This window comes from Pseudothermotoga hypogea DSM 11164 = NBRC 106472 (assembly GCF_000816145.1).
Lineage (GTDB): Bacteria > Thermotogota > Thermotogae > Thermotogales > DSM-5069 > Pseudothermotoga_A > Pseudothermotoga_A hypogea.
The window spans coordinates 697,735-723,448 of sequence record NZ_CP007141.1; the positions used below are offsets into that span (position 1 = coordinate 697,735).

Sequence of the window (25,714 nt, forward strand, 5' to 3'; positions counted from 1 at the left end):
TTCTCCACCTCCTCACAGCACCACGATGTTCGGACTCGAGAGTTTGAAACTCTTCAGAACGTTCTTCGTGTCAAAAATGAGCGAGCAGTTCTCCACCAAAATTCTGTAGTCGATGCGCTTTCTGTGCGCAGTTGTTATGATGGCTATATCGGCCCAGCGGGCGAGCTCCACCGTCAAATGCTGAGTCTTCCTTTCTGAACCTCTCCACTTGAAGGATTCCACGTACGGATCCACGACCACGACCTCTGCTTGTTCCTCCTCCAAGAGCTTGAGCACCTTCAGCGCTGGTGATTCCCTTACGTCGTCCACATCACCTTTGTACGCTATTCCAACGAGCAGAACGTGTGCACCGTTGAGACATTTTTTCCTCTGGTTGAGCAACTTCATAACCCTGTTCACAACATAGCCTGGCATCGAGTCGTTTATCTCACCGGCAAGTTCGATGAGCCTGGTGTGGTAATCGTACTGTCTCGCCTTGTAGGTCAGGTAGAACGGATCGATCGGGATACAGTGACCACCGACACCCGGACCGGGATAGAAGGGCATGAAACCGAAAGGCTTTGTAGAGGCTGCCTCTATGACTTCCCATATGTTTATCCCCATCTTCTCGGCGATGATTGCCATTTCGTTAGCCAACGCGATGTTGACGATTCTGAAAGTGTTCTCCAGTATCTTTGTCATCTCCGCAGCCTTCGCCGAGGAAACTACGAAAACAGGTGCTTCGAGCACGCTCTCGTACAGCAACTTCGCAAGTTCTGAAGACTTTTTACCAACACCCCCAACAACCTTTGGGGTGTTCTTGGTCTTGTATAGTAAGTTTCCTGGATCGACTCGCTCTGGGCTAAAGGCCAGATAGAAGTCTTCCTCACACTTCAATCCACTCGACTCGAGTATCGGCTTGATAACTTCCTCCGTCGTACCAGGATACGTGGTGGACTCAAGCACAACGAGCATGTCTCTGTGCAACCTCAAGGCGATCTCCTTGGCGGTGTTCACCACGTACGTGAGATCGGGTTGTTTGTATTCGTCCAACGGCGTGGGCACGCATATGCTCACCACATCGCACTCTCTGAGCCTTTCATAATCAACCGTCGCGGAAAGCTTGCCATCCCTCACGAGTCTCTCCAGATCTTCTGACACGACGTCACCAATGTAGTTCTCACCGCGGTTCACCTTATCCACACGTTCTTTCTGTATGTCGAAACCCACGACGGTGAAACCTGCCTTCGCCTTCTCAACGGCAAGCGGAAGTCCCACATAACCGAGCCCTATCACACCAACGATCGCAGTTTTGTTGATGAGCTTGTCTCTCAACATGCACACTCCCCCTCGAAGTAGTCTTTGATGCACTTCACAACATACTCGACTTCTTCTTCACGAAGCTCAGGAAACATGGGCAACGCGAGGACTTCTGCACAGGCTCTATCCGTTTTTTCAAGCTCCACACGAGGTAAATGAGCGAAGCACTTCTGCCTGTGCATACCCAACGGATAGTAGATTGCCGTTTCGACGCCGCGCGATTCAAGGTAGGACTTCAATCTGTCCCTGTGTCCATGTTTTACCCTCACCACGTACTGGTGGAACACACATTCAAAACCTTCTCCCAACGGTGGACAAACGACGTGGTTCGTCAAATCGTACTTCTCGAACAACTCGTTGTACAGCTTTGCGAGATCTCTCCTGCGCTGATGAAAACTATCGAGCCTTTTGAGCTTCACACGCAGTATGGCCGCCTGCACTTCGTCCAGTCTGCTGTTGACACCCTCCATCTCATGGAAGTATTTCACCTTAGCACCGTGCACCCTGAAGATCCGACAGAACTCTGCCAAATGCTCATCGTTCGTGAGTATCATGCCGGCATCCCCATGGGCTCCAAGATTCTTGGTTGGAAAGAAAGAGAGTATCGAGACATCACCCACGCTACCGCTCTTCTTCACTGTGCCATCTGAAAACTGCCACGTGGACCCCACGGATTGGGCACAGTCTTCGAGGATCTTCACGCCATACTGCTGTCTGATGTACTCGAGTCTTTCCAAGTCCACCGTTCGTCCGAAGAGATGAACCGGTATTATGGCCCTGATTTTATTTCGGGCTGGATGGTCCTTCAGAACCTTCTCCACCTGATCCAGATCGATATTGAATGTGTTCTCATCGATATCGACGAAGATCGGTGTGCCACCGTTTCTGGTTACGCAACTCACGGTGGCAAAGAAGGTGAACGCCGTCGTGATGACAAAGTCTCCATCCTTGATGCCAAGAGACCTGGCAGCTATGTACAACGCGTCCGAGCCGTTTGCGACTCCTATCGCGTGTTTCACATTCAAATAGTTTTGCATCTCTTCTTCGAATCTTTTGACGTTCTCCCCCATGATCAATCTGCCAGATTTGAAAACCGAGTCGACAACGTTTAGAATCTCGTCTCTGAGCGATTCGTACTGCCTGGTCATGTCAAAGAGCGGAACTTTCATCTTCACTCACTCCTCTCACTGGAATGAATTTTACAATATCATGCTGTTGAACTTTGCAGAAGGTTGCTCTAAAATCTTTGAACGGGAGGTGACGTGGTATGAAACTCAGATTCATCTTCGGTCAAGTCGAGTGCGTGGCGGAGCTGGACGAAAAGAAGGCACCTCTCACGATTGAAGCCATAAGGAAAGAACTTCCGATCAGATCGGTCGCTAACCGCTGGGGCGACGAGATATACTTCGAAACGCCCGTTCGTCTGACCATCGAGGAGAACAGCAAAGATGTGGTGGAAGAGGGCGACGTGGCCTTCTGGATACCTGGAAGGGCCATCTGCATCTTCTTCGGCAAAACTCCCATCAGTGATGACAAGATTAGACCGGCGAGTGCGGTGAACGTTATCGGTAAGGTCAAAGAGGGCTTGGACTTGCTGAAAAACGTCAGGTCTGGTACAAAAGTCGTGGTCCAGATCGAGTGATTGTGTTAACATATCTTGGGAGGTAAGGAATTGAACCAGCGAACGTTACTCTACCTATTGATCGCTTTTGTACTGTTTTTCACCGTGATGCAACTCATCGGTGTGTTTTTGCAGCGGCCGGCCTTCGAGGTCGTTTACTACAGAAGTAGGATGGAGTACGATTATTCGGGCGCTGCCACGTTCACAACCACGGCCGGCCTTTTCTTCAAAGATGCATCCAAGCAGCAGCAGTATTTGCAGAATTATAGACAGAGTTCGCTCGAGCAGTTCAAACAGTACTTTGCGGAGGTCAGCAAAAGGCTCGGAAGGCAGATTGAGGTCATATCGATGGAATCAACGGTGACAGAACGGTCTGGCATTCTCGAGGTGATGGAGAAAGCAGTGCTCTCGAATGTGGCAGTCGTCGAGCAAGACGTTGTGGATACCAGTCTCAGAGACGTGTCGATCAACGCCGTCGCCGATTCCGAGATCGTCGTGGTCATTCCCGAAGACGCCGTGGTGCTGTCGGTGGAACCGACGCCCGTCAGGACCTTAGACAACCAGATTTATTGGAAACCAACAGGTTCAATGACTTTTCCCCGAGTCGTGTTCAGAAAAGGTGAACCAAGGTGACCGAACGGGAACTTCTTGAGAAGATCAAAGCTTCACACCACGTTGTCGCTCTCACCGGTGCGGGTGTGAGTACCGAGAGTGGCATTCCGGACTTCCGAGGCCCGAACGGTTTGTATTCGAAGTACCCAGAGAACATCTTCGACATCGATTATTTATACGCTGAGCCAGAGGGCTTCTATCGTTTCTGGAGAGAAGCGTTGCTTCCCATGAGCGAAGCTCAACATAACGATGCGCACACTCTGCTCGCAGAGCTCGAAAGTCGAAGTTTGCTTGAGGCCGTCATCACACAGAACATCGATGGGCTTCATCAAAAAGCAGGCAGTAAGAACGTTATAGAACTTCACGGAAACATTTTCGAGTACTATTGCACCAGGTGTGGAAAAGTTCGAAGTCTCGAAAGTGTGAAAAAGTTGCTCGAGTCGAACCCCGTGCCAAGGTGCGACTGTGGAGGTTTGATCAGGCCGAACATAGTGTTCTTTGGCGAGAGTCTGCCCATGCATGCACTGAGCGAAGCGACGCGGCATGCTCGAGAATGCGATTTGATGATCGTACTCGGCAGTTCCCTCGTCGTGTACCCTGCGGCGCAGCTTCCCATCATTGCGAAGGAACATGGAGCGAAGCTCATCATCGTTAACAAAGGAAAGACGGGACTGGACGATCTTGCAGACTTCAAGTTCGATAGGAACCTCAGCGACTTTGCAAGAGAGTTGATCAAACACCTTCACTCAACATAAGATCACAAAAAGGGAGAGAAGCACATGAGTGTGACAGTTTTTGGAAAGATCAACATCGACACGTTTCTTTACATCGACAGAATACACGTTGGAGAAAATCATCTGTGCACGAAGACGTTCACAGACATAGGTGGGAAAGGTGCCAACATGGCCATTGCCCTTGCCAAGCTGAACGTTCCGTGTGAACTCGTCGCAATGGTCGGTAACGACTCCATCTCTCAGACGGTGCTCAAACGACTGGAAAAGTATGGAGTCGGCATCGGTTCGATCAGGGTTTGCGAAGAACAGATAGGCAAAACCTTTGTTGTGGTTGAATCCGACGGCAGAAACACCATGTTTCACATACTCGGTGCCAACGCGCACCTGACTCCTGACAAGGTCGACTGGACTTTCCTCGAAACCTGCAAGGCCGTGTTCGTTCAAATGGGCATTCCGAGCGAGACAGCACAAGAAGTCATCATGATGTCGAAGCGGAACGGCAAGTACGTCTTTGTTGATCCAGCAGGTTTCTCGGAAACGATCGATCTACAAACACTCGCATATGCCGACACCATTGCTCCGAACGAGGTAGAGATTCTGAAGATGACCAAGGAAAGTGAGATCGAGAAAGCCGTGAAGAAGCTCTTGAATGTGGGTGTGGAGGAAGTGGTCGTGAAACTCGGCAAGAAGGGTGCAACACTGTACACCGAAAAAATGTCATACCACGTCGATGCTCATGACGTGGAGGTTGTAGACACCACCGGTGCGGGGGATGCCTTCAACGCAGCCTACATGTTCGCAAAGCTGCAGAAACTGGATGTGAAGGACTGCCTGAAGCTGGCTATCGCAGCTTCTGCTTTGGCCGTGACGAAGATTGGGAGCTCCAGCGCAAGTCCAACGCGTGATAAGCTCGCAGAATTCTTGAAACTCAAAGGGGAGGAAAGGCTGGCAAAGGTTGTTCTGGAGGGATCTGTGTGAAAAAGTTCATCGTCGTAACAGGTGGTGTGCTCAGCGGAGTAGGCAAGGGTATATTCTGTGCATCTTTGGCCAGATTACTCAAAGAATGTGGCGTCAAGGTGAACGTGCTGAAGATAGATCCTTACCTGAACGTGGATGCGGGTACGATGAACCCGAACCAGCACGGAGAGGTGTTCGTCACAGAAGATGGTTACGAGGCGGATCTGGATCTCGGCCACTACGAGAGATTCCTCGGTGAAGACATGAGCAGGAAGAACAACATAACGGCCGGGCAAATCTATTCGGCCGTCGTGAAAAGAGAGAGGGATGGGGGTTATCTCGGCTCGACCGTTCAGATAGTTCCGCACGTCACCGACGAGATCAAACGCAGGATAGATTCGCTCGAAGGACAGGTCAACGTGATAGAGATCGGAGGCACTGTGGGCGACATAGAGAGCGAAGTGTTTCTGGAAAGCGTCAGACAACTCGCTTTGGAAAAGCCTTTCGGGGATTTCATGTTCATTCACGTCACCTACGTTCCCTACCTCAGAACGTCGAACGAGTTCAAGACCAAACCAACGCAGCAATCGGTGCAACTGCTGAGGAGGGCCGGACTCAACCCAGACATGATCGTCATCAGGAGCGAGACAGCGGTGAATTCCGACACCATAAAGAAAGTGGCGCTCTTCGGAGGCGTTCCACAGGACATGGTGATAAACCTGCCTGACGTCTCCAACGTTTATTCGATAGTGGAACTGCTGAAAAATCTTGAGGTTCACAACAAGGTTGCAAGAAAACTCAACCTCGCTCTCGATGACTCGAATTTCAGCTGGGATTATCCAAGAACTTTCAAACAACGTAGAATAGCGCTGGTTGCGAAATACCTTGGAACAGATGACGCGTACAAGAGTATAATAGAATCCATCTTCCTCGCAGGCTGTGTTAAACCCGAAGTGATCGACGCACAGAATTTGGAAGACATGAGCTATGAAGAGGTATGCGACAGGTTGTCCGAATACGATGGTCTGATCATTCCAGGCGGGTTCGGCAAGAGGGGTATCGAAGGAAAGATCAAGGCCATACGCTATGCCAGAGAACACAAAAAACCGATACTTGGTATTTGCCTCGGCATGCAACTGATGGTGATAGAGTTCGCAAGGAACGTCTACGGATACGAAGGAGCCAACTCCACCGAGTTCGACCCCAACACGCCTTATCCTGTGATAACACTCATGGAAGAGCAAAAGAGAGTTCTGCAGCTTGGCGGAACGATGAGACTTGGCGCTCAGCGAATGCGTATCTTTAAAGGCACAAAACTCTGGGACATCTATGGTGTTGAGGAAACTACCGAGAGACACAGGCACCGCTATGAGGTGAACTACGACGAGTTCTCGGAGCTCTTCAAAATGCCCAAGGAGCAAGGTTACAAACTCGTCATCAGTGCAAAGTCAAACTTCGTCGAGGCGATCGAACTCGAAGAACATCCCTTCTTCATAGGCATCCAGTACCATCCAGAACTGAAAACGAAGGTCGGTAAGCCTCACCCGCTGTTCAAGGCCTTAATTGATGCGCTCGAAGAGCACGATCAGCGGGGAATGTAAGTGTAAGCATCTCGGGGTTTTGAAGACTCGACGAGATGTCTTCTTATGTACAAGCCACAGTTACTACCTATTTTGTTCTCTTCAGGCTCACCAACACTGAGTATCACTTCAAAACCATTTTCTCGAAGTTCTTCTACAAACTTTCGATTTTTAATGGGCAATCCACTTTGCAGGTCCACATCGGAAACGATGCCGTTGTTGATTGAGCTTTACGTTGGGTTCACCGGAGTAACCTTTATCAGAAATTTTTGTGGTGAAAAAAGTTCGATCAATCTCACCGCTTCGACGTTTGCCTGTTCGAACAAGGCAAAGTTCAGGGTGACCTTCCTGTCGCCTTCACTCACAAATCTCTCGCCGTACTCGGCCACCTGCTGAAGTGACCACTTCTTCACGGGTATGATTTCGTCTCTCTGTTTCTCTTGACACTCCCAATCCCCTGAAGGGGATGGGATTCTTAGCAGCTCCTTAGGCTGCCTTCCATGGAGCGTTTGATACTCCATGGCCACAGAGGTGTGGTTTAAACCTTACACCTCTGACGGGTGCCAATCCCGCTACTACTTGGGACTTCTTCCCAAGATACCTCTGCCAGATGTTTATCGCTCCTACTCCGTCCCTGTGATAACTAAATCCACAACTTTTACACTCATAGTTGCGACCAACCGCATGATTCTTGCTACCACATACAGGACAGACCTGACTCGTATATTCTTCTGAAGCAAGTTTCACTTCAATCCCCAGTAGCTGTGCTTTGTAGGTTATCATGTCCACCATCTTTCTGAAACACCACTGATGAACTTTTTGATTAAAGTTATCGTTCCCTTCTACACGCTCTCGAATATTTGTGATATCTCCAATTACAATAGTCCCATACCCTTTCTGTAAACACATCTTAAGAAAGTTGCTGGTTATCTTGTGCAGTATGTCCGTTATTTGATGTTTTGTTCGTTTCAGCATTCGCTGCTTTGCTTTCAACAGTTTTCTATACCTCTTGGAACCTTTCTTGCATTTGCTTAACGTTTGCTGAAAGTCTGCCAACTTCTTGTTGCGATATCTGATTAGACTGTTGAGAACACCACCGTGATACGAAATCACTTCAGAGCCATCAAAGCAAGTTATTGGACGGAGTATGCCAAGGTCTACAGACATAACTTCAACAGACTGTTTCTTCTTATGCTCATTCTTCACCTCTATTGCAAGGTGAAGATAATATTTCTCAGCCTCATACACAAGTCTTACTTGCCTAATTGTTGTACCGGCTGGCAGTGTCGTTTGTATCAAAATTGGCTCCTGACTACTACCCATTGAAAGTCTCAGAACCCCTTCTGGTGAAAGTTTTATAGCAGTATCTTTCCAGATGAACGGCATAAACCTTTTCTTCTTATGTGGTGGTTTCAACTGTGGGTTTGTCTTGACTGCAGTAAAGTAACTGTTAAGCGCCTGAAAGTATTGCTGAACTATAGCCTGTTTGGAATGGGTATGGATATTGATAGTGCTACTCCAACGCAGGATATATTTTTGTGTTGCTCCTGGTGAAAGCCAGAAACCTTTCTTGCTTTTTACTTTCTTGACCAGCGACATGGTTTTGTTGTAGATTCGACCAGCGAGCCTGTTCAGCTCAGAACACAGAGGATACAATTCTCTCGGAACAGGCACTTTATAAGTTCTGACTATATATCTTGACATTCTTCGATGTACCTCCTGATAGTCTCTTCTGAAACCGTTCCTGCTGAGCCAACATAATATGTTCTGCTCCATAATCCTTCCTTTGTTCTTAGATGTGGAAACTTCTCAAGAAGTTTTTTAGAAGACACTCCTTTAAACAAATTGGCTATTTGAGCTGGGGATAAGCGCGGTGGTGCTGAAACAAAAAGATGGACATGGTCTGGCTGAACTGATAGAGATAGGACTTCAATCCCATGTTTTTTGGCGATTTCAAAAATAAGTTTCTCGAGCTCTTGCCTAACGCTATCTACCAGAATCTTTTTGCGGTATTTAGGCTATCCACACAAAATGATAGTTCAAATTATAAAGACTCCATCTTGTTTTTCTTAATTGCATAGCTTTCACCCTATACAATTATAACACATGCTAATAACGAACAAGCTCCTTACCCATCCCCTGAAGAAGAAGGGCTTGCAGAACACTATTTTCTGTCATTGAGTTGAGCAACATCCAGTGCACCGAATAGATCCCAGACGAGGTTCAGGACCTCACGCTCGGTGTCAGACAGCTCGTCTTCGTCAAAGATTCTGTTCTCGAGCTTGAAGTTTCTCAGGTTCAACGAATACAGAATCTCGTGTCCGCTTCTGCGGCAGAGTTCACGGTTTATAGTTCTTCCATACCTGCGTAGGTGTTCCCTGTCCGACAGGTACGTGAGTAAAGCTATTTTTTCAACGTCCGTACAGCCCTTACCGAGGAACCACTGGCAAACGATGGTTAATTTCTTTTTAGCTTCACTCGGCATCTCCTGCACTCTTTCCAAATTATACCCTTTGGTCTGCCAAAATCGAGAAGACCACGCTGAAAAGTGAAAATCATCCTCGACTGTCTCAGCTCATATCTTGAAATGATTCATATGCTCTCGCAGAATCTGAGATAGTTCCACCAAATGTTTACTTGCTTCGCTTATTTGATCGCTGATCTTCAATTGATCTGTAACGGATTCACCCACCTTTTCAACTTTGTCTAAGATAGAGTTCATCGATTGTTCGAGAGATTTCACCGCGGCACTCATCTCTTCAGCTGATGCACTCTGTTGTTGTGCACTTGCGGCAAGACTGTCCGCCATGGACGCAATTTCGTTCACATGTTGTGCCATCTTGTTGAGCGATGTCAAGACTGTTCCAGACTCTTGACTCATGTGCTGAACCGATGTGACCATGTCCTTGGTTGCGTTGGAGGCTTTCTCAGCCTCCTGCTTTATCCCCCCGAGGATCTGGCTTATCTTCTCCGTTGAAAGCTTACTCTGTTCTGCGAGTTTCCTTATCTCATCGGCAACGACGGCGAACCGACTACGAAACAATCGAAAAGCACGGTTTCAAGAAGCGAGTCTTCTTCAAAGAAGATGGATTCGTACTGATATAGACCGAGCCCTTTCTTTCAAAGATGGGGCTTTTTGTCTCAATCACGATACCTTCCTATCCTCAGGATCTTTCCGATGTTCGCATCTGGATTCAAAACGGGCTCAATCAAAGGTTTAGCAGAAGTCATAAATATGGTCACACCAGGACCATGGCCTGCATATTTGCAGTCGCTGTGGATCACAACTCCGATGCTTGCAGCACCTTTTCTGTAGCATCGACCATAACTGTTGTCATAGTCTTTGATGTAAACGATGTCGCCAAAGCGAAGATCCAAGAGTCCATGCTCCTTCAAAACGTCTTGATCAGCCGTCATGATGTCGTAATCACCCGTACCCATGCTCGTGGAACCTATGCCCGAACCCATCAAGTAAGACGGTACAACCGCCACGACGGGAACGAAGAGTTTTCCATCTTTCTCTTCGATGCCGAGTTTTTCGAACAGGTTCGGATCTATGTTGTACACGTGAACATCGGGATAATCCAGAAGTTCCAACCCTTGACCGAAAGACTTTATCAAGATCTTGTCGTCCAGCGTTAGCTTCTCAAGAACTTCATCTGGAAAATCTATCAGGACATGTTCTGCGCCACCATGGTGCCCCGTGACGATTCCCTTGGCACCCTTTGCATCTCCACTGACGACTCGAGCTTCGTTTCCAATACAAGCGTAGAAATTGTAACCCCTGTTCTGTCCGGAATCACGCTTTTCCTGGTCCAGAATCGTCGAAACACCCGGCTCAACGTGGTCTGCCGCCCAGCCAAAGACGGGATCTCCCACCTTGACGTTGTACGTGATTCCACCTGTTCCAGGGAGCATGAAGGGCTTTCCATCGTGCGCGACCGCGTGCCTTCCACTGTGCTCGGGTTTGACGATCGTTCCCTGAACGGAAATCATGACCAGCCTTTCCTTGTTGATTCTCATCTTCTCACCCCTCTGCTATGATAACATTCAAAGACTGGGAGGAATCAAGCTTGGACCTTGTCGCGGAAATCTATCGAAGACTGTACGAAGCTTACGGGCCACAGAGCTGGTGGCCAGCCCAAACGTGGTTTGAAGTTGTCGTCGGCGCCGTGCTCACCCAGAACACCGCGTGGAAGAACGTCGAAAGGGCCATTGGGAATTTGAAGCGAGCCGGGTTGCTCGAACCGAGGAAGCTTTACGAAACGAACGATGAATTCGTAGAGATGCTGATCAAGCCTGCAGGTTTTTGGAAATTGAAAACGAGAAGACTGAAGAATCTCTTGCAAAAGCTTGCCGAGCATGATTTCGATTTCTATCGCCTCAGAGAATCTCTCACGAGGGACGAGCTACTCTCGGTCGCCGGAATCGGTCCAGAAACCGCCGATTCTATTCTTCTGTACGCCTTCGAGCAACCAGTATTCGTCGTCGACAACTACACGAGGCGAATTCTCACCAGAGTCGGAATTCTCAATGGTAAAGAAAGCTATCCGCAGATCCAATCGATGTTTCACCGTGCTATCAAAGACATAGAAACCATGAAGGAATACCACGCGTTATTGGTCGAACACGCAAAGAGGGTTTGTAAAAAGAGAGAGCCCAAATGCGACTTTTGCGTTTTGAAAGATCTATGCAGAACCTGCAACAAAATTCGAACTGAATCCTGAGGTGTTTGAAGGAAAACCCCGTCCGGGTGGACGGGGATCTTTATTCATAGAGCTTCCATTAGGTCCTTCGTTCTTTCGTAAAGTTGTAGATAGATCTGATAGTATCTGTCGTAAACCTTCTTGTTCTCAGATCTTGGTTCCACAGGTTCTTTGTACTTCACCCACTCCTTGATGCGTTCGGGTTTGTCTATCACTCCAGTGCCGAGGCCCGCCAAGAACGCATCACCAAAGGGCGCTTCTACGAGACTCGCCACCTGTCTCATCTTGAATCCTGTCACATCGGCGAAGATCTGTACCCAGACGGAAGATCTTGCGACGCCTCCGACGATCCAACATTCATCGTTCAGTTTCAACCCCGCGTTCAATCCAGCTTCTATGTTGTGTCTCAACGCGTATGCGCCTGCTTCCATGAAGGCTTTGTAAATGTGAGCTCTCTTGTGATAGAGCGTGACACCAAAAATGACGCCACGTGCGTTGGGATCCCAGATTGGAGATCTTTCGCCCATGAAGTAAGGTAAAACAATTATCCCATCACTTCCTGCGGGTATGGACTTAACCTCCTGATCGAGCAGTTGGTAGGCAGATACCCCCATTCTTTCTCCAACGACCGTTTCTGATTCTGCGAATTGCTCTTTGAACCAGCGCGCGAGGGCACCAGTGGTCGCAGAGCCTCCAAAGGTGTAGATCCTTTCTGTGTCGTAAACCACGTAAGGATAGCTCACCAGACCAAAGGCAAGTTTGCTCCCATCGTGCACCGTCCCCCAGCACGTGGAGGTTCCCACCATCGCAACGTGTTCTCCTTCTTGCAATGCACCCGCAGAAAGCTGTGCTACAGGTGCGTCTATTCCTCCAGCCACGACAGGAGTGCCTTCCAATAGACCACAGAGCTCAGAAGCTTCCTTACTGATCTTTCCAACCACGTCGGAAGACTTGACGATCCGTTCCGGGAGATATTCGATTGGTATGCCCAGAACGTCACACATCTCTTTCGACCAGGTGAGTTTTCTGATGTCAAAAACACCGCCGAGGTTTCCCGCAGACGAGTAGTCTATCACCAATTGATTCGTCATCTTGTAGATGACGTAGTCCTTCGGCGTAACGAACTTGTAGATCTTCTTCCATATTTCTGGTTCGTTGTTCCTGATCCACATGATTTTCGTGAAACCGAAGTAAGAATCGACGTAATTACCAGTTATGGAGAAGATCTGCTCCTTTGGTACGTTTTTCTTGACCCATTCAGTCTCTTTCACGGCGCGCCTGTCCATCCATATCAAACAGGGTCTCAACGGTTGCATGTTCCTGTCGACGGGAACACCAGAACCACCATAGAGACCACTTATGGCTATGCCCGCAATCTGCTTCTTGGGTACGTTGGCCTTTTCGACGACCTCTTTCACCGTTTCGAAGACTGCCTTCACCCACACTTCCGGCCACTGTTCGGCCCAGTTGGGTTTTGGAGTGATCACATCGTATTCTCTTGAAGCTTCAGCGAGGACAATTCCTTTCTCATCCACAAGCACCGTCTTGGTTCCTTGCGTTCCTATGTCCGTGCCGAGCAAGTACATGGTTCATTCCTCCCTGTGACATTCGCAACCATCCACTGTGAATATTTCCCAGTCGAGATAATTGTCGAGAGCCTCAACGACGGCCTCCTTAACCAAGCTCTTGTTCGCCGCGACGTGATGTTCGAATCCGTACTTGGTGATCAACCTTAGGAGTGATCTGAGATTCTCAATCCTTGCAACGCCGTAACCACCAAAAGTTTCGATTGGATCATCCGTGAACTCTCCCTCCGCCACGAATCCAGCGATGATACCTTCGTCATCGAACGTCGAAAGCCTCAAGAACGTTACAGGACCTGGCGAGATCCTGCCAACGCATGTTCCATACGCGTTCTCCGCCCCAACCGTGCCTGCGATTATTTCCTGATAAGACATCTCACAACTCTTGAAGAACGAAACGGGCAGGTTGCTGCAGTGGAACATCACCGCTTTTTCTGGATCGTTTCCGTAGTTGTTGTTCCAATCCAACAGTGCAGAAGGTTTGCCAGACGCGAGCTGGAGTATGTACATTGACAAAGCACCCATAACGTCTGTCTCACACGCACTGGGTAACAACGATTCCGATAGCAAACTCATCACCGCACACGGTACGACCCCGTACAGCAATTCCAACGCTGTCCAGCATTGCAACGCTATCGCTTGAACCTTGTTCTGTTCGATCCATTCGTTTATTGCGGCGGCCAGACGAGCCATCCTTTCGAGAGCTTCGCTTGGAACTTTGTTAACGTTGAACGTTTTTTCCAGTTTCTCAAGCTCATGTACTACTTTATCCGACTTCGACTCGAAAGCTTTGGCACGTGCGATGATTTCCGAGAGATCGACCGTCACGACGCTGATGCCGTGTCTTTCCAGTATCTTCTCGCTGAACCTCACCGTGTTGAACGCAGCGGGTCTCGCGCCTATAGCTCCGATCTTGAGTCCCTTCAGGCCTTTCACTATACGGCACACAGCCAGGAACTTCTCCAGATCCTTTTTGAACTCATCACTCTCAGGTGACTCCACGTGGAACGTTGTGTCCGTGAAGGAAATTCCGTACTGCACGAGATTGTTGCACAGAGAAATCTTTCCGCAGAACGAATCGCGCCTGTGGCTGATGTCCATCTTACCCAGCTCGTCGGGAAAGGCGTGGACCAAGACAGGAACGTTCAAGTTCGACATGCGTATCGCGAGTGCAGCCGAACCTTCGTCACCGAAATTTGGCAAGGTCACAAGAATACCATCGATCTCGTGCGCGTGTTCTCTGAAAAGTCTTGCACACTTTTCAGCGTCCTGAAGGTTCTCAACGGCTCCATATTTTGTATCTTCCGTAGACAAAGTGACAACGTTGACGTTCATATCTTCCAGAACCTTGAGGATCCTCTTCCTGCCCTCCTCGACGAGCGAGCCTGGGAAGAATCCTCTGTTACCCACGAGAAGACCCAGCGTCACTTTCTCTGTCATTCTTCACACCTCCGAAAAATTTTTATTCATGTACATTTTAACCTTTATTCTGTCCATACTTCGTATGGTACTGCAGATACAGCCTCTCGACTTCGTCCTTAGCCAGTGGCACGGGAACGGTCATCATTTGAGCAAAATAAGCGATCCTTGCAACCTCTTCCAGAAAGATAGCCTTCTTGATGGCGTCATCCAAAGAGCTGCCGACAACCATAACGCCGTGTTTCCGCAGTAGTACCACACCAGATTTTCCAAGCACTTTGAACACGGCCTTCGCTATCGCCTCAGACCCCACAGGCGCGTACTCGCTCAGCGGAATTTCCTCGCCGAAAACGTCCGCGTGCGCCGTGCACAAAACTGGGATAGGCTTCTCCGCGACGGCCCAAACGGTGGCAAAAGTCGAGTGTGTGTGTATGATCGATTTTGCCCATTCGATGCCCCTGTACAGATGTAGATGTGTTGCAGTGTCAATGGATGGCTTTTTGTTCCCTTCGATGATGTTTCCGTCCAGATCAACGACGACGTAATCTTCAGGCCTCAAGAGCGAATAAGGTACTCCCGAAGGCTTGATAATCACGTGCTCGTTCACTTTCACACTCACATTTCCACTCGTGTACGCCACCAAGCCGTACTTCTCGAGCGTCAGGTGAGCCTCGTGAAGCTGTTTCCTCATTTCCTCGTACAATGCTCTTCACCTCTTCTTTTTCAGTCTCGTTCGATTTCAATCACTGTGCATGAGAAGGGTTTAAACGTGTGGGTGAACTGTGAACCGACTTTGATCTGTTCACACACGATGTCGACGACGTTCGGATGATCCATCGAGTTGCGGGCGTGCACATCTGGCCCGCTCAGCACGTAAGCGCGTGCGATTTTCTCCCCCATACCTTTGATCGTGATCGAGACTTTTACCGCATCTTCTTTCTTGTAGTTCACCACAGCTAAGTACAGCTTCTTACCGTCCACACTCACCGTTGCTGAGGCATCAATGTAAGGTACATCCCTAAGTTCAAACGGCGTTTTCGTGAAGAACATTCTCCCATCTATGTCGTAGGTTTCGGTTTCAATGTGCGTTTCGACCAAGTTCTGCCCAGAATGGTTCGCCAACAGTTCAAACGCTTTGTACACTGGTGTCAAGTACAGACCATCGCTTTCCGTGTGTATTGCGCCAAGCGCGTTCACAAGTTGTGCCAGGTTCGCTATTGGAACGATGTCGCTCATCTTCTGTAGAGTGATCAGTACCCCACACGCGAAGAGTCCATCTTTCAGTTCGTAGGGTTCTTCAAGTCCTTCTTCCGCGACCCTGTACCAAACGTTCCACTCGTCTAAAGCAATCTTTATCTGTCTCTTTTGTGAAACACGAGACATGTCGATCAGCTTCTTCAAGCCCAGCAATCTCTCTTTGAGCAGATAAACGGTGGAGACTGTTTCGTAGTAATCTTCTGAACCCGTATAGAAATGGTAGGAAATGTAGTCAATGTGTGGTCCAGACACATCGAGGACCCTCAGATTCCATTCTGGATCGTCGCATCCCACCGCGACAGTCTTTATGGAAGGATCGAGAACCTTCATCCATTTCGCGTACTCCTTTGCAATCTTGGCATACTCATCGGCGTTCATGTGGTTCACTTGCCATTCACCGTACATCTCGTTGCCTATGCCCCAGAATTTCACACCGTACGGTTCCATATGCCCATATTTCCTTCTGAGATTCACATAGTAGGTATTCTCTTCACCGTTGCAGTACTCAAGCCAACGCAAAGCTTCATCGAGTGTTCCTGTACCCAGATTCACGCAGATGTATGGCTCTGCACCTATCTCTCTGCAGTATTCGATGTATTCGTCCGTGCCGAACCTGTTCGTTTCCACGCTCCGCCAAGCAAGATCGAACCTCGCAGGCCTTTGATCCTTCGGACCAATTCCATCTTCCCAATGATAGTTTGAAGCGAAGTTCCCGCCAGGCCATCTGAGTATTGGGACCTTGAGTTCCTTCACCGCCTCCATCACGTCTTTTCTGAAACCGCGTTCATCGGAGAGAGGAGAACCTTCCTCGTAGATGCCACCGTAGATGCACCTGCCCAGATGCTCAATGAAGTGACCATAAATGTACCTGCTCACCGCTTTCGTTATCTTGCCGGGATTCACCATCACGCTGTACAAAGATCACACCACCTTCACGTGACACTCTCATCAACCTTTGACCGCTCCGAACGTGAGACCTCTTATCAGATATCGCTGTGCCAAGATTGCGAACACCACGACAGGCAACATCGTGACGATTCCTGCTGCCGAGAGCGGACCCCAGGCAACACGCCAGCCTGTGATGTACCTACCCAGGAATATCGGCAACGTCTGCGCCCTTGCATCGTTCGTGAGCACCAGAGCGAGGAGGAATTCACCCCAACTCTGTATCAGCGAAAGCACCGCCACAGCTGCCAAGCCAGGTGCGCTCAGCGGAAAGATAACGTAGAAAAATGTCTGGAAAGTGCTTGCGCCATCGACGTAGGCCGCTTCGTCTATCTCTCTCGGGATCTCTCTGAAGAAACTGATGAGCAACCAGACTCCCAACGGAACCACGATGACAAGGTGTGACAGAATCAGCGCCCACCAGGTGTTGATGAGTCTCAATCGTGAGAAGATGACGTACAAAGGCACGGCAGAAACGATGGGAGGAAGCATCCTGATGGAAATGATCCATTCGGCCAAGAAGGCACCACCAACTTTGTACCTCGCTATCGCGTAAGCGGCTGAGGCACTTATGATCGTCGCAATCAACGAGACAGATATACCGACGATGATGCTGTTTCTGAGGTAAGGAAAGATGTTTTCTATCGAGCCGGTGGTACCACCAAACACCTCAGTTTCCTTAGCTCCAAGGAAGTTCGAGAACGTCAGCTGGGTGGGCCAGAACCTTGGTGGCGACGTGAACCATTCGTTCGATGGCTTGAACGCCGTTATCACAAGCCAATAGACTGGGAAAAGGAAGAATATCAAGCAGAAGACGATCAAGATGTATCTAAACACCCTCAAGATTGCTTTCATCTTTCTTCACCCCCGAAACCAAGCTGTTGCCTCATTCTCACCAATCTGAACACGACGTTCACGAGTAACATGCTCACCAGCAAGAGCAAAACACTTAGCGCGGAGGCGTATCCGATGTTCCAGCCGAATGAAATGCCGACTTTGTAGATGTAGAAGCTGTACGTGTGCGTCGCAGCTCCAGGTCCACCCCAGGTCGTCATGAACACGATGTCGAAGGTCTTAAGACAGTCGATGATTCTCAACACGAGAGCTACGAGTATCAAAGGTCGAAGCAGTGGGAATTCCACATGGAGAAACACTTTACCCCAGTCGGCGCCGTCAACCCTCGCCGCGTCTATCAAATCCTGAGGCACAGATTGGAGGCCTGCGTAAATCATGAGAAATACGAAGGGCGTCCACTGCCAGATATCAATGAGAATGATTCCCAGCTGAGCGTAGTTCATATCACCCAGCCAAGATATCTTGGGAACTCCGAACAATGAGAGAAACCAATTGACAGGACCGAACGCGTAGTTGTAGAGCATCTTCCAGGCCACACCCGAAACTGCAGCGGGAACCATCATAGGTACCAGCAGGGAAGAGCGTATGATTTTCTCACCACGTACACCCCTGATCAGAAACGCCACACCTATTCCCAGCATGAGCTCGATCGGAACGGCGATGGCCAAGAGCTTGGCTGTGAACTTGAAAGATTCGATCGCCGTACTGTCCGAAAATATCTGAAAGTAGTTGGCAAGACCTATGAAACGTGTTTCTGCACCTTTCGATAGGTCATAGTGCCTGAAAGAAGCCCATATCATGAAGGCAAAAGGGTAAATAGTCATGGAGAGAAAGAGGGCCAAGACCGGCAGGACCATCAACCAAGGGACCAATCTCTTGTTCTTCATTACAAATGAGGGGGCTCAGCGCCCCCTCTTCACCCCCTTCACTTTCCAAGTACTTCTTGCCACTTCTTTGCTAGGTCGTTCAACGTGTCCATAGAGAGTGGCAAAGTTCCAGCGAGTATCTTCGAGAACGTTTCGACCGTTATGTCTTCCAGACGTGGTTCCTCAGGAATTCTTGGTCTGTGAGTCTGAGACACGTAGGTGACTTCCAGTGCTGGAACCCTTGGGTCAGCCGCCCTGACCTCTGGATCTTTGAGCGTCGACATCCTCGCAGGTGCAACAGCGAATCTGAGGAACTTCTGCTTGTCTGCCCATTTACTGGTTGCGAAGGTTATGAATTTGAAGGCCGCAACCTTCTTGTCTTCAGGTATGAACTTGTTGATGGCAAGTGCCCACTGACCGCTCACGGACCTGCCGGGCATCGGTATGATGCCAACTTTGTCCGCTCCAATCGTCGATTTGAAGATCAAGTATGGTCCGGTCCATTGAGGTACCATCGCAACGAGACCCTGGTTGAAGTACTCGATCGTTTCACCGTAATCCGATCCGAGTGGGTCTGGGCTGTAGGGCATGAGTTTCTTCATCATTTCGAGAGCCTTCAAACCTTCCTCGCTGTTGAACGCAGGCTTGTGGTCAGCGGTGAAGTATTCACCATACTCAAGATCCGCCGTTCCATGCCTCATGATACCGAGTGGTGCGTTTCTGTACTCACCGAAGAACAACAGGTACATGTAGAACAGCGTGTGCGTTCGTGGGAACATGAGCGCGATTCCATACTCGGTCGGGGAGTTCTTATTGAATTTCTTCGTGAAGAATTCAGCTATTTCTTTGACCTCTTCCCAGGTGACTGGCAGAGTCAGTTCCCTACCGTACTTCTCCTTGAACGCCTGCTTCAGTTTCGGATCTTCGAGAAGATCTTTGCGGTAATAGAACAGCATCGTGTTGTTGTAAAAGGGTAGACCGATCAATTTGCCCTGCCATTTGCCGGATTCCTCAAGAACCTGTGGTATGAAATCGTCGATATCGAAATCGGCCGGCAACAAGTTTGCATACTTCTTCATGAACTCTCCAAGGTCCTCAAGTCCAAAGGAAACCGCGCCAGTCGTCATGACGTCGTAGGTGAACGCTTCGAACGAGCCGGCTTGGGATCTCAGATCCTGCAACAGCTTTGGATAGAGAACCTCCCAGGACAGTGGCACGATCTCGACCTGAATGTCTGGATTCTGCTTCATGAACTCGCCTGCGAGCCACTTCAGAGCGTCCGCGTTGTCGGGAGAGCACAAAACGGAAATTTTGACTGCGGCGAAAGCTGCCACGGCAAGCAAGGCTACAACGATCGTCAGAAACTTCCGCACCATGAAACACCCCTCCTTCGGCAAAGTTGAAGCCCCCTACGGTCACGATTGTCGTCTTAGGTACAGTCAATTACTTTACGTTATCATTATAAACCCTTATCGTGTTGGTGTCAAGAGCTTGAGAAGCAAGCATTAGAAGACCACATTAGAGCATCGTTCAAGGAGAGGAAGTCGCACGGCTTTTGTACGTACGTTTCACTACTCAAGCCCGTGGAGGTGCCACGGATGATCTTTCGATGAACTCTGGTTGAAAGACATACTTTTCTGCTTCTCCACCAGAAAGCATCTTCAGAAGTATCTCGGCAGCTTTTCTTCCCACATCCTCCTTGGGATGGGCAAAGGAGGTGAGTACGTCTCTGAAATCACCTATGGGTGCGTCGTCGAAGCCTATGACGGACAGATCGTCCGGAATAGTCAGACCTAATCTCTTCGCAACCAACTGTAGTTGCAGGGCTGTCGCGTCGTTGTAGCAGAAAACTGCGGTTGGTCGAAGTTGTTTGGGCATGGTGAGAAGTTCGTAGGCCATTTGCATCGGCACGCCCGTGAACTCCGACACATTGAAAGACTTTTCGTAGATCTTCTCAAAACCAAGCTCACGCGCTCGTTGAATGAAGCTCATCGCTCTGGCGAAGCTTGGCAGGTGTATCGACTTGTAGAGCACCGCCACCCTCTTGTGCCCGTGTTGATGAAAGACCTCGGCAGCTTTTGTGCCACCGTACGTGTCGTCCAAGACCACACAACCTGCTCCTTCTATGTTCCAGTCGCTGTGCACCAAAACCACTTTGATACCTTGCTTGACGAGTGATTTCATGTAGTCCCTGTTACAACGTCTCGTGGCGCTGTAAACAGGATCCACTATCAAGCCTGTGACACCAGATTCAACCCACTCCTCTATGATCTGCTTCTCTCGGGAGGGATCCTCCGAAGCGTTACCAAGCAACAACTTGTAACCGTTTCTGAAGAGATAATCCTCTGCTCCAAAAACGACGTAGGGAAATATGTAACTGGTTATCTGCTGAACGATTATGCCAACCAGGTGATTGGTCTTTTCCGAATTGACGAAAGATCCCACGCCCGGCTTTCTGACTATGATGCCTCTCACCACGAGACGATCCAGGGCCTTTCTCACGGTTTCTCTGCTCGCCCCAAACTTTTCCATGAGCTCTTGTTCTGTTGGTAATCTCGTGCCGGGCCCGTACTTTCCAGATTTTATTTGTGAAAGCAGGAACTGCTCGATGAGTCTGTACTTGGGTGCGATCAGATGATACCTCCCTATGTACGTACGTTTAATCCTGATCCTATTCTACGCCGTTGCCTCCACCCAGTCAAGCAGACTCCTGAAAACTACGAGTTCCTTAACGACCGCGTGTACGACAGTTCACACCCACGTGTTTATAATCGACAGTTGTGGACAGCTCGAGGTATGTCTTCTACAGTTTCGCTTTCTTGACGGGTTTCGCTGGACAAGCATACGGGATAATCTTCAACTTACACATGCGCGGGCAACACTTCACAAACGCGCAGATAGGTGCCATCGTATCCAGCAGCCTCTGGGGAAGCGCTGTGCTTGGATTGATCCTTGCCTTAGTTTTGAACAAGTTTGAAAAGCGAAGAATTCTATTCTTCTCGAGTCTTCTGACGGGTATCCTAATGATCTTGAGGACTCTGATTTTGTCTTTCCCTGCACAAATCCTTCTCGCTTTCGTTTTCGGTGCCTTTTCGAGCCTGTCGGGCATGGCTTTCACGGTATCTCTTTTGGCAAAAACCGAACTGAAGAAAAGATATTCGGTGTTCGGTTCTCAGTTCTCGGTTACGATGACAGCGAGCGTTCTGGGAAACATTCTTGGTGGTACCATGGCTGACAACCTGGGTTACTCTTTCAGCCTCCTGTTCGCCGCAAGTTTGCAACTGTGCTCAGCATTCCTGATCCGAAAGATTGGCAGTGTCAGGAACGTTTCTCCCCTTTTGAAAGGTTTTTCGCTTGATTCTGTCCAGAAGCGCGTGCTCACGTATTACATTCTTTCAAACGTACTGATTGGCTTTGGAGCGGGACTCTTTTTGAACTTCAGCAACCTGATGTTCTACGATCTTTTCAATCTGCCGCTGGGTCATGTCGGTCTGATCATGGCCCTGGCGCAGTTGATGACAGCTCTGGGAAGTTTCAGCAGTGGTGCTCTGCAAAAAAGATTCGGTACGCTCAGAGTTCTCTTGACATGTCATACAGTTGTGGTACCTCTCATGCTTTCACTCTCGTTCACGAGAAATCTGATAGCCTTCACCAGTCTTTACGTTGTGAGGTTCATGTTGATGAACATGGTGAACCCATCCCTTACGGTGCTGGTGTTCAGCAACCTGCCTGAACAGTTGATCATGTCAGCCAACGGATTCGGCAATCTGTTGAACAGTTCTTCGCGTGCATTGGCGGCTTATCTGTACGGCTGGATCGTTGAAGGCCCAAAGGATTACACCAGACTCCTGTTGATCAGTACGTTGTTCTATGGGTTGAACGCATTGCTGACTTGGTGGTTCAAGAAACGTCTTGAAAAGTTGGTATCATAGAACTGAGGTGTGACGTGTGAAACATGTTCTGATCGTGCTGCTGTTTTTTTCACAGATGGTCCTTCCTGCAAGTTTGTTTGTTGTTAAGGAAGGAACGATCGAGCTCTACGATGTCTCTGTTCCACTCATACCGGTCAAATCGGGATCGATCGATGTTTCAAACGCTGTGAAAATCTTGTCCAGTGACAGTCTTGTCTACGTCCTGGGAACGATGAGAATCGAGGCCTTCGATCTGAACTTACGACCAGTCAGCAAGATCGAGCTGAACCGCAGGATCATTGACGCCGTTCTTTTGGAGGACCTCTACGTTGTACATGACTATTCAATCAGTGTGTTTGACAGGAATTTGAACCTCAAGGCTTCCTACACGTTGAACGAGAGGTTGGACAGAATAAGTGCTTATTCGAATCTCTTGATTGCGCTTTCTGGTGGAAGAATCATCGCATTCGACCGAAATCTCAAGCGATTCTGGGAGATCTCGGCGCCGAGTTCCATCATCAGCGCACAGGTTGTCGGAAGCTATCTGATGTTTTCGACGAACAAAGAATTCTACATCATGAACATTTCTCAAGGCATACCCGTGCTCGAATCGAAGCACAAATTCGCTCTGAACTTTCAGCAGATCCTCTCTGTGAGAAACAATCTCGTCGCGTTGTTGGATGATAAATCCATCCTGATGCTCTCGAGGGCAGATCTGTCCGTCATCGACAGATTGAACATTTCGGCAGTTTCGATCACCAGCTACAAAGATTATCTCTATGTTGTCACCGACAAAGGTACAATTGTAGTTGCAAGCGTGCTTCCAAGCTCAATCAAGCTTTTCCAGACCATCGCAACGAACGTGAAGTGGGCAGGTATGAGCGAGACGGGTTTGCTGAAGACAACTACCGTGGCTGAAGTTCAAACAACCACCGAAACGACAAGCTATCAAGAGAAACACGAAGAAGAGAAACTTTTGAGTTTCCTCGGGGATGTGAAGCTACCACAAAAAGTGAGTACGACCCTGGCGATCGGCAGGGAGCTCTATTTGTCTACTCTGGATGGCAACTTACTCAGAGTGGATCCGAATAGCCTCAAGGTTTATCCAACGAAGGTGGCGTTCATACTCACTGCGGATCCAGTTGTCATGGATGATGGGTCCATCGTACTGGGTTCCTGGGACAAAAACATCTGTGTGGTCACTGACAGAATAGCCAAAATGGGCACCGATTCGTCCATCTCTTTGGCTGTGGCAAAAACTCCGTACGGTTTTGTCGCCGTCGACGACGATGGAACCTTGTACATATTTGACTCAAGAAGGAGTGGAGACCCGATCAAAGTACGTCTAACAGGTTGGTTCGTGTGTCCACCCGCGGTACATGAAGATTACGGAATATTCGTCCTGGATTGGCTTGGGATACTGCACCTTGTGGACTTTTCTGGAAAAGGGATCTGGTCATCCATCACAGAATCGACAAAGTCGGCAGAGATCGTCGTGACAAGCGAACTGATCTTTGTAGTCACTCAAAGATCAGTTTGGTGCCTGCAGATCAAAGACGGAAAGACAAGATGGACAGAACATTTCGAAAACGCAGAATTGCTGCAGGCAGTCAGTGATGGTGAAACTCTGTATCTCTGTGACGCTGTCGGGAACGTTTATGCGCTGGATTTCTCGGGCAGGACGATCTGGATGAGGGAAAATCTTTCCGCAAGAACGATTCTGTCGACGCAAACAGGTCTAATCGCCGCCGGTGAAAAGTTGTATCTGCTCTCGTCGAAAGATGGTTCGATCCTTTTGGAGGAGTCTTTACCAGTTTCGACAACGGGCAAGATGAAGTTGTCTGACTCGGGTTTGTTGACCCTGATGGCAGAAGATAGAATACTCCTCTACAAGTTGAAGAGTTCACCCACAGCAGGTTGGCCGATGTACCTCAGAGATGCTATGAACTCAAGCCTTTTCCGAAAATGATCTGAACAAGTTCGAAAAGATCTTCGCAAGTGCGTACACGACTACGAGGAACTCAAGCCTTCCCATGAACATCCCGATTGTCAGCGTCCACATCGCACCGAGTGGCATGGTCGATGATGTGATTCCACACGAAAGTCCTACACCGGCCAATGCGGAGGCGAACTCGAACATGGCCTCTTCCAAAGTGTAACCAAAGAGAGTGAGGATGATCGTTCCCAGAGCATGGGAAATAACGTAAACTGCGCTCGTTAGAAACGCTTCCTTGATCAGTTGTGGATCGAGATACTTTTTTGTAGAACCCTTCCAGATCTCAACGTAGACAACGGAACTCTTGGGTAACAGAAACCTTCTGAGTGAGATCTTGAACGCCTTGATGAGCACGGAGAGCCTGTACTGCTTTATGCCACCGGACGTCGAATCCATGCAACCTCCAAGTAGCATCAGGACTATCAGTACAAAGAGCCCTGTCGGGAAAAACAACCACGATGTGAGATCAACGGTCGAAAAACCAGTCCCGGTGAGAGCAGAAATTATCTGAAAGAGGGAGTGTCTGAGGGCGTCCGCCGGCGTTGAAAAAACTTTACCAACGCCCGCGAGAGATACGCACACTGTGCCCAAAAAGATGAGCACCAACATTTGTTTGGGTTCACTGTTCTTCTTCAAAGCGTGCCAATCTCTGCTCCAGAAGGTGTGGTGAATCCCAAACCCCATAGATCCGAGGAACATGAGAAACATCAGTATCAACTCGACCGACAATTTGTTGAAGGATGCGATGCTATTGTTTTTGGTTGAGAATCCTCCTGTGGCAAGGGCTGTGAAGGAATGGTTCAGCGCGTCGAAGAAGCTCAGACCTGCGAACTTCAAAGCGATCGTTCCAAAGAGAGCGTAGAGAAGATAGTAAGTGACTATGAGTCTTGTCGAATGTCTTATGTTCGGTGCTATGTTATCGACACGACCTTCAGCCTGGTAGAAACCCAAACCTGTTGGACCTATGATTGTGCTCATCATGATGACAGCAAAACCGGCCCCCCCGAGGTACTGGGTAAAGCTTCTCCAGAACAGGATTGGTTTGGGTAAGCCTTCAACGTCTTGAAACATCGTTAGACCCGTGGTAGTCCACCCGCTCGTTGCCTCGAAGATCGCTTGGGAGAAGTTCAAAAGCCCGTAGATAATGTAAGGCAGTGCGGAGATCACGACGGCCGATGCCCAGGAAAAGGTTACGATCACTGCTCCTTCTTTGACCGTTATGACCTCTTCCTTTTCAGCTTTCGACAAACGACTAACGATCAAACCGATCGTGAGCGATATGAGGGAGGGCAACACAAAGGATATCAAACAGTGAGTGACGCTTGTTTCTTCAAAAATCCAGACGAGAGGAACGAGGAGCACCAAAGAAAAGA

At 48.9% G+C, this 25,714-nt stretch carries 24 protein-coding genes and 1 pseudogene; 8 read left to right on the plus strand and 17 right to left on the minus strand.

Going from position 1 to position 25,714, the window contains the following annotated elements; genetic code table 11:
- Positions 1–12: 12 nt before the first annotated feature.
- Complete coding sequence (locus AJ81_RS03580; RefSeq protein ID WP_031502201.1) at positions 13–1,317, minus strand: nucleotide sugar dehydrogenase; 1,305 nt, start codon at positions 1,315–1,317, stop codon at positions 13–15.
- Complete coding sequence (locus AJ81_RS03585; RefSeq protein WP_031502198.1) at positions 1,311–2,468, minus strand: DegT/DnrJ/EryC1/StrS family aminotransferase; 1,158 nt, start codon at positions 2,466–2,468, stop codon at positions 1,311–1,313. The genes AJ81_RS03580 and AJ81_RS03585 overlap by 7 nt, the downstream gene beginning before the upstream one ends.
- 98 nt (positions 2,469–2,566) lie before the next feature.
- On the opposite strand from AJ81_RS03585, the gene AJ81_RS03590 reads away from it, so the two are divergent.
- From AJ81_RS03590 to AJ81_RS03610, 5 genes are read left to right on the plus strand one after another with little or no spacing between them, the layout of a single operon-like run.
- A complete protein-coding gene (locus AJ81_RS03590; protein ID WP_031502197.1) occupies positions 2,567–2,941 on the plus strand; it encodes a cyclophilin-like fold protein in 375 nt (124 codons plus the stop codon).
- Between the two features lie 30 nt (positions 2,942–2,971).
- The gene (locus tag AJ81_RS03595; RefSeq protein WP_031502195.1) at positions 2,972–3,553 is read left to right on the plus strand and encodes a DUF4897 domain-containing protein; all 582 of its coding nucleotides are present in this window, start codon (positions 2,972–2,974) and stop codon (positions 3,551–3,553) included.
- Positions 3,550–4,287 (plus strand): NAD-dependent protein deacylase, encoded by a 738-nt coding sequence (locus tag AJ81_RS03600; RefSeq protein ID WP_031502193.1) that lies wholly within the window; start codon positions 3,550–3,552, stop codon positions 4,285–4,287. The genes AJ81_RS03595 and AJ81_RS03600 overlap by 4 nt, the downstream gene beginning before the upstream one ends.
- Before the next feature lie 24 nt (positions 4,288–4,311).
- Complete coding sequence (locus AJ81_RS03605; protein WP_031502192.1) at positions 4,312–5,244, plus strand: carbohydrate kinase family protein; 933 nt, start codon at positions 4,312–4,314, stop codon at positions 5,242–5,244.
- Positions 5,241–6,824 carry a CTP synthase gene (locus AJ81_RS03610; RefSeq protein ID WP_031502191.1) on the plus strand — a complete coding sequence of 528 codons (1,584 nt, stop codon included), beginning with the start codon at positions 5,241–5,243 and terminating at the stop codon, positions 6,822–6,824. Before AJ81_RS03605 ends, AJ81_RS03610 begins: the two co-directional genes overlap by 4 nt.
- 209 nt (positions 6,825–7,033) lie before the next feature.
- On the opposite strand, the gene AJ81_RS10870 is transcribed toward AJ81_RS03610, so the two are convergent.
- The 6 genes and pseudogenes from AJ81_RS10870 to AJ81_RS03635 all read right to left on the minus strand — a co-directional run bounded on the left by AJ81_RS10870 (position 7,034) and on the right by AJ81_RS03635 (position 10,826).
- On the minus strand, positions 7,034–7,216 hold the full coding sequence (locus tag AJ81_RS10870) for a hypothetical protein (RefSeq protein ID WP_051368793.1): 183 nt from the start codon (positions 7,214–7,216) through the stop codon (positions 7,034–7,036).
- A gap of 73 nt (positions 7,217–7,289) precedes the next feature.
- Positions 7,290–8,507: an RNA-guided endonuclease InsQ/TnpB family protein gene (locus tag AJ81_RS03620; protein ID WP_039658576.1), complete on the minus strand. Its 1,218-nt coding sequence runs from the start codon at positions 8,505–8,507 to the stop codon at positions 7,290–7,292.
- Positions 8,492–8,882: pseudogene (tnpA, locus tag AJ81_RS10720) on the minus strand (IS200/IS605 family transposase). The gene AJ81_RS03620 and the pseudogene tnpA overlap by 16 nt, the downstream one beginning before the upstream one ends.
- A gap of 85 nt (positions 8,883–8,967) precedes the next feature.
- Positions 8,968–9,306 (minus strand): Panacea domain-containing protein, encoded by a 339-nt coding sequence (locus AJ81_RS03625; RefSeq protein WP_031505290.1) that lies wholly within the window; start codon positions 9,304–9,306, stop codon positions 8,968–8,970.
- A 72-nt stretch (positions 9,307–9,378) separates the two neighbouring features.
- On the minus strand, positions 9,379–9,846 hold the full coding sequence (locus AJ81_RS03630; RefSeq protein WP_031505289.1) for a methyl-accepting chemotaxis protein: 468 nt from the start codon (positions 9,844–9,846) through the stop codon (positions 9,379–9,381).
- A gap of 98 nt (positions 9,847–9,944) precedes the next feature.
- Positions 9,945–10,826 (minus strand): DUF4438 domain-containing protein, encoded by an 882-nt coding sequence (locus tag AJ81_RS03635; protein WP_031505288.1) that lies wholly within the window; start codon positions 10,824–10,826, stop codon positions 9,945–9,947.
- A 50-nt stretch (positions 10,827–10,876) separates the two neighbouring features.
- Here AJ81_RS03635 and AJ81_RS03640 point away from each other — a divergent pair, with 50 nt between their 5' ends.
- Positions 10,877–11,530, plus strand: coding sequence for an endonuclease III domain-containing protein (locus tag AJ81_RS03640; protein WP_031505287.1), 654 nt, complete (start codon positions 10,877–10,879; stop codon positions 11,528–11,530).
- Positions 11,531–11,574: 44 nt separating this feature from the next.
- Here the strand turns inward: AJ81_RS03640 and AJ81_RS03645 are convergent, their stop codons facing one another.
- The 8 genes from AJ81_RS03645 to AJ81_RS03680 form a co-directional block, all read right to left on the minus strand.
- Entirely contained in the window at positions 11,575–13,095 is a 1,521-nt protein-coding gene (locus tag AJ81_RS03645; RefSeq protein ID WP_031505286.1) for an FGGY-family carbohydrate kinase, read from the minus strand.
- A 3-nt stretch (positions 13,096–13,098) separates the two neighbouring features.
- Positions 13,099–14,532, minus strand: coding sequence for an L-fucose/L-arabinose isomerase family protein (locus tag AJ81_RS03650; RefSeq protein ID WP_038059876.1), 1,434 nt, complete (start codon positions 14,530–14,532; stop codon positions 13,099–13,101).
- Positions 14,533–14,569: 37 nt separating this feature from the next.
- Entirely contained in the window at positions 14,570–15,214 is a 645-nt protein-coding gene (locus AJ81_RS03655) for an L-ribulose-5-phosphate 4-epimerase (protein WP_031505284.1), read from the minus strand.
- Between the two features lie 20 nt (positions 15,215–15,234).
- Positions 15,235–16,674: an alpha-N-arabinofuranosidase gene (locus tag AJ81_RS03660; protein ID WP_031505283.1), complete on the minus strand. Its 1,440-nt coding sequence runs from the start codon at positions 16,672–16,674 to the stop codon at positions 15,235–15,237.
- A 42-nt stretch (positions 16,675–16,716) separates the two neighbouring features.
- Positions 16,717–17,568: a carbohydrate ABC transporter permease gene (locus tag AJ81_RS03665; RefSeq protein WP_031505282.1), complete on the minus strand. Its 852-nt coding sequence runs from the start codon at positions 17,566–17,568 to the stop codon at positions 16,717–16,719.
- The gene (locus AJ81_RS03670) at positions 17,565–18,455 is read right to left on the minus strand and encodes a carbohydrate ABC transporter permease (protein ID WP_031505281.1); all 891 of its coding nucleotides are present in this window, start codon (positions 18,453–18,455) and stop codon (positions 17,565–17,567) included. Before AJ81_RS03670 ends, AJ81_RS03665 begins: the two co-directional genes overlap by 4 nt.
- 38 nt (positions 18,456–18,493) lie before the next feature.
- The gene (locus tag AJ81_RS03675; RefSeq protein WP_231845418.1) at positions 18,494–19,810 is read right to left on the minus strand and encodes an ABC transporter substrate-binding protein; all 1,317 of its coding nucleotides are present in this window, start codon (positions 19,808–19,810) and stop codon (positions 18,494–18,496) included.
- A 199-nt stretch (positions 19,811–20,009) separates the two neighbouring features.
- The gene (locus AJ81_RS03680; RefSeq protein WP_306452431.1) at positions 20,010–21,104 is read right to left on the minus strand and encodes a GntR family transcriptional regulator; all 1,095 of its coding nucleotides are present in this window, start codon (positions 21,102–21,104) and stop codon (positions 20,010–20,012) included.
- 110 nt (positions 21,105–21,214) lie between these two features.
- Between AJ81_RS03680 and AJ81_RS03685 the strand changes: the two genes are divergently transcribed.
- Positions 21,215–22,366, plus strand: a complete 1,152-nt coding sequence (locus AJ81_RS03685; protein ID WP_031505278.1) for an MFS transporter — start codon at positions 21,215–21,217, stop codon at positions 22,364–22,366.
- 16 nt (positions 22,367–22,382) lie between these two features.
- Complete coding sequence (locus AJ81_RS03690) at positions 22,383–24,314, plus strand: outer membrane protein assembly factor BamB family protein (RefSeq protein ID WP_031505277.1); 1,932 nt, start codon at positions 22,383–22,385, stop codon at positions 24,312–24,314.
- Here AJ81_RS03690 and AJ81_RS03695 read toward each other — a convergent pair.
- Positions 24,294–25,703 (minus strand): TrkH family potassium uptake protein, encoded by a 1,410-nt coding sequence (locus AJ81_RS03695; protein ID WP_231845501.1) that lies wholly within the window; start codon positions 25,701–25,703, stop codon positions 24,294–24,296. The genes AJ81_RS03690 and AJ81_RS03695 overlap by 21 nt on opposite strands.
- Positions 25,704–25,714: the final 11 nt, after the last annotated feature.

Excerpts from the sequence above, each read along its gene's own strand:
- AJ81_RS03650 (WP_038059876.1), bottom strand. The coding sequence starts at position 14,532 with ATGACAGAGAAAGTGACGCTGGGTCTTCTCGTGGGTAACAGAGGATTC.
- AJ81_RS03605 (WP_031502192.1), top strand. The coding sequence starts at position 4,312 with ATGAGTGTGACAGTTTTTGGAAAGATCAACATCGACACGTTTCTTTAC.
- AJ81_RS03580 (WP_031502201.1), bottom strand. The coding sequence starts at position 1,317 with ATGTTGAGAGACAAGCTCATCAACAAAACTGCGATCGTTGGTGTGATA.
- AJ81_RS03590 (WP_031502197.1), top strand. The coding sequence starts at position 2,567 with ATGAAACTCAGATTCATCTTCGGTCAAGTCGAGTGCGTGGCGGAGCTG.
- AJ81_RS03620 (WP_039658576.1), bottom strand. The coding sequence starts at position 8,507 with ATGTCAAGATATATAGTCAGAACTTATAAAGTGCCTGTTCCGAGAGAA.
- AJ81_RS03670 (WP_031505281.1), bottom strand. The coding sequence starts at position 18,455 with ATGAAGAACAAGAGATTGGTCCCTTGGTTGATGGTCCTGCCGGTCTTG.
- AJ81_RS03585 (WP_031502198.1), bottom strand. The coding sequence starts at position 2,468 with ATGAAAGTTCCGCTCTTTGACATGACCAGGCAGTACGAATCGCTCAGA.
- AJ81_RS03665 (WP_031505282.1), bottom strand. The coding sequence starts at position 17,568 with ATGAAAGCAATCTTGAGGGTGTTTAGATACATCTTGATCGTCTTCTGC.
- AJ81_RS03635 (WP_031505288.1), bottom strand. The coding sequence starts at position 10,826 with ATGAGAATCAACAAGGAAAGGCTGGTCATGATTTCCGTTCAGGGAACG.
- AJ81_RS03645 (WP_031505286.1), bottom strand. The coding sequence starts at position 13,095 with ATGTACTTGCTCGGCACGGACATAGGAACGCAAGGAACCAAGACGGTG.
- AJ81_RS03660 (WP_031505283.1), bottom strand. The coding sequence starts at position 16,674 with ATGGTGAATCCCGGCAAGATAACGAAAGCGGTGAGCAGGTACATTTAT.
- AJ81_RS03675 (WP_231845418.1), bottom strand. The coding sequence starts at position 19,810 with ATGGTGCGGAAGTTTCTGACGATCGTTGTAGCCTTGCTTGCCGTGGCA.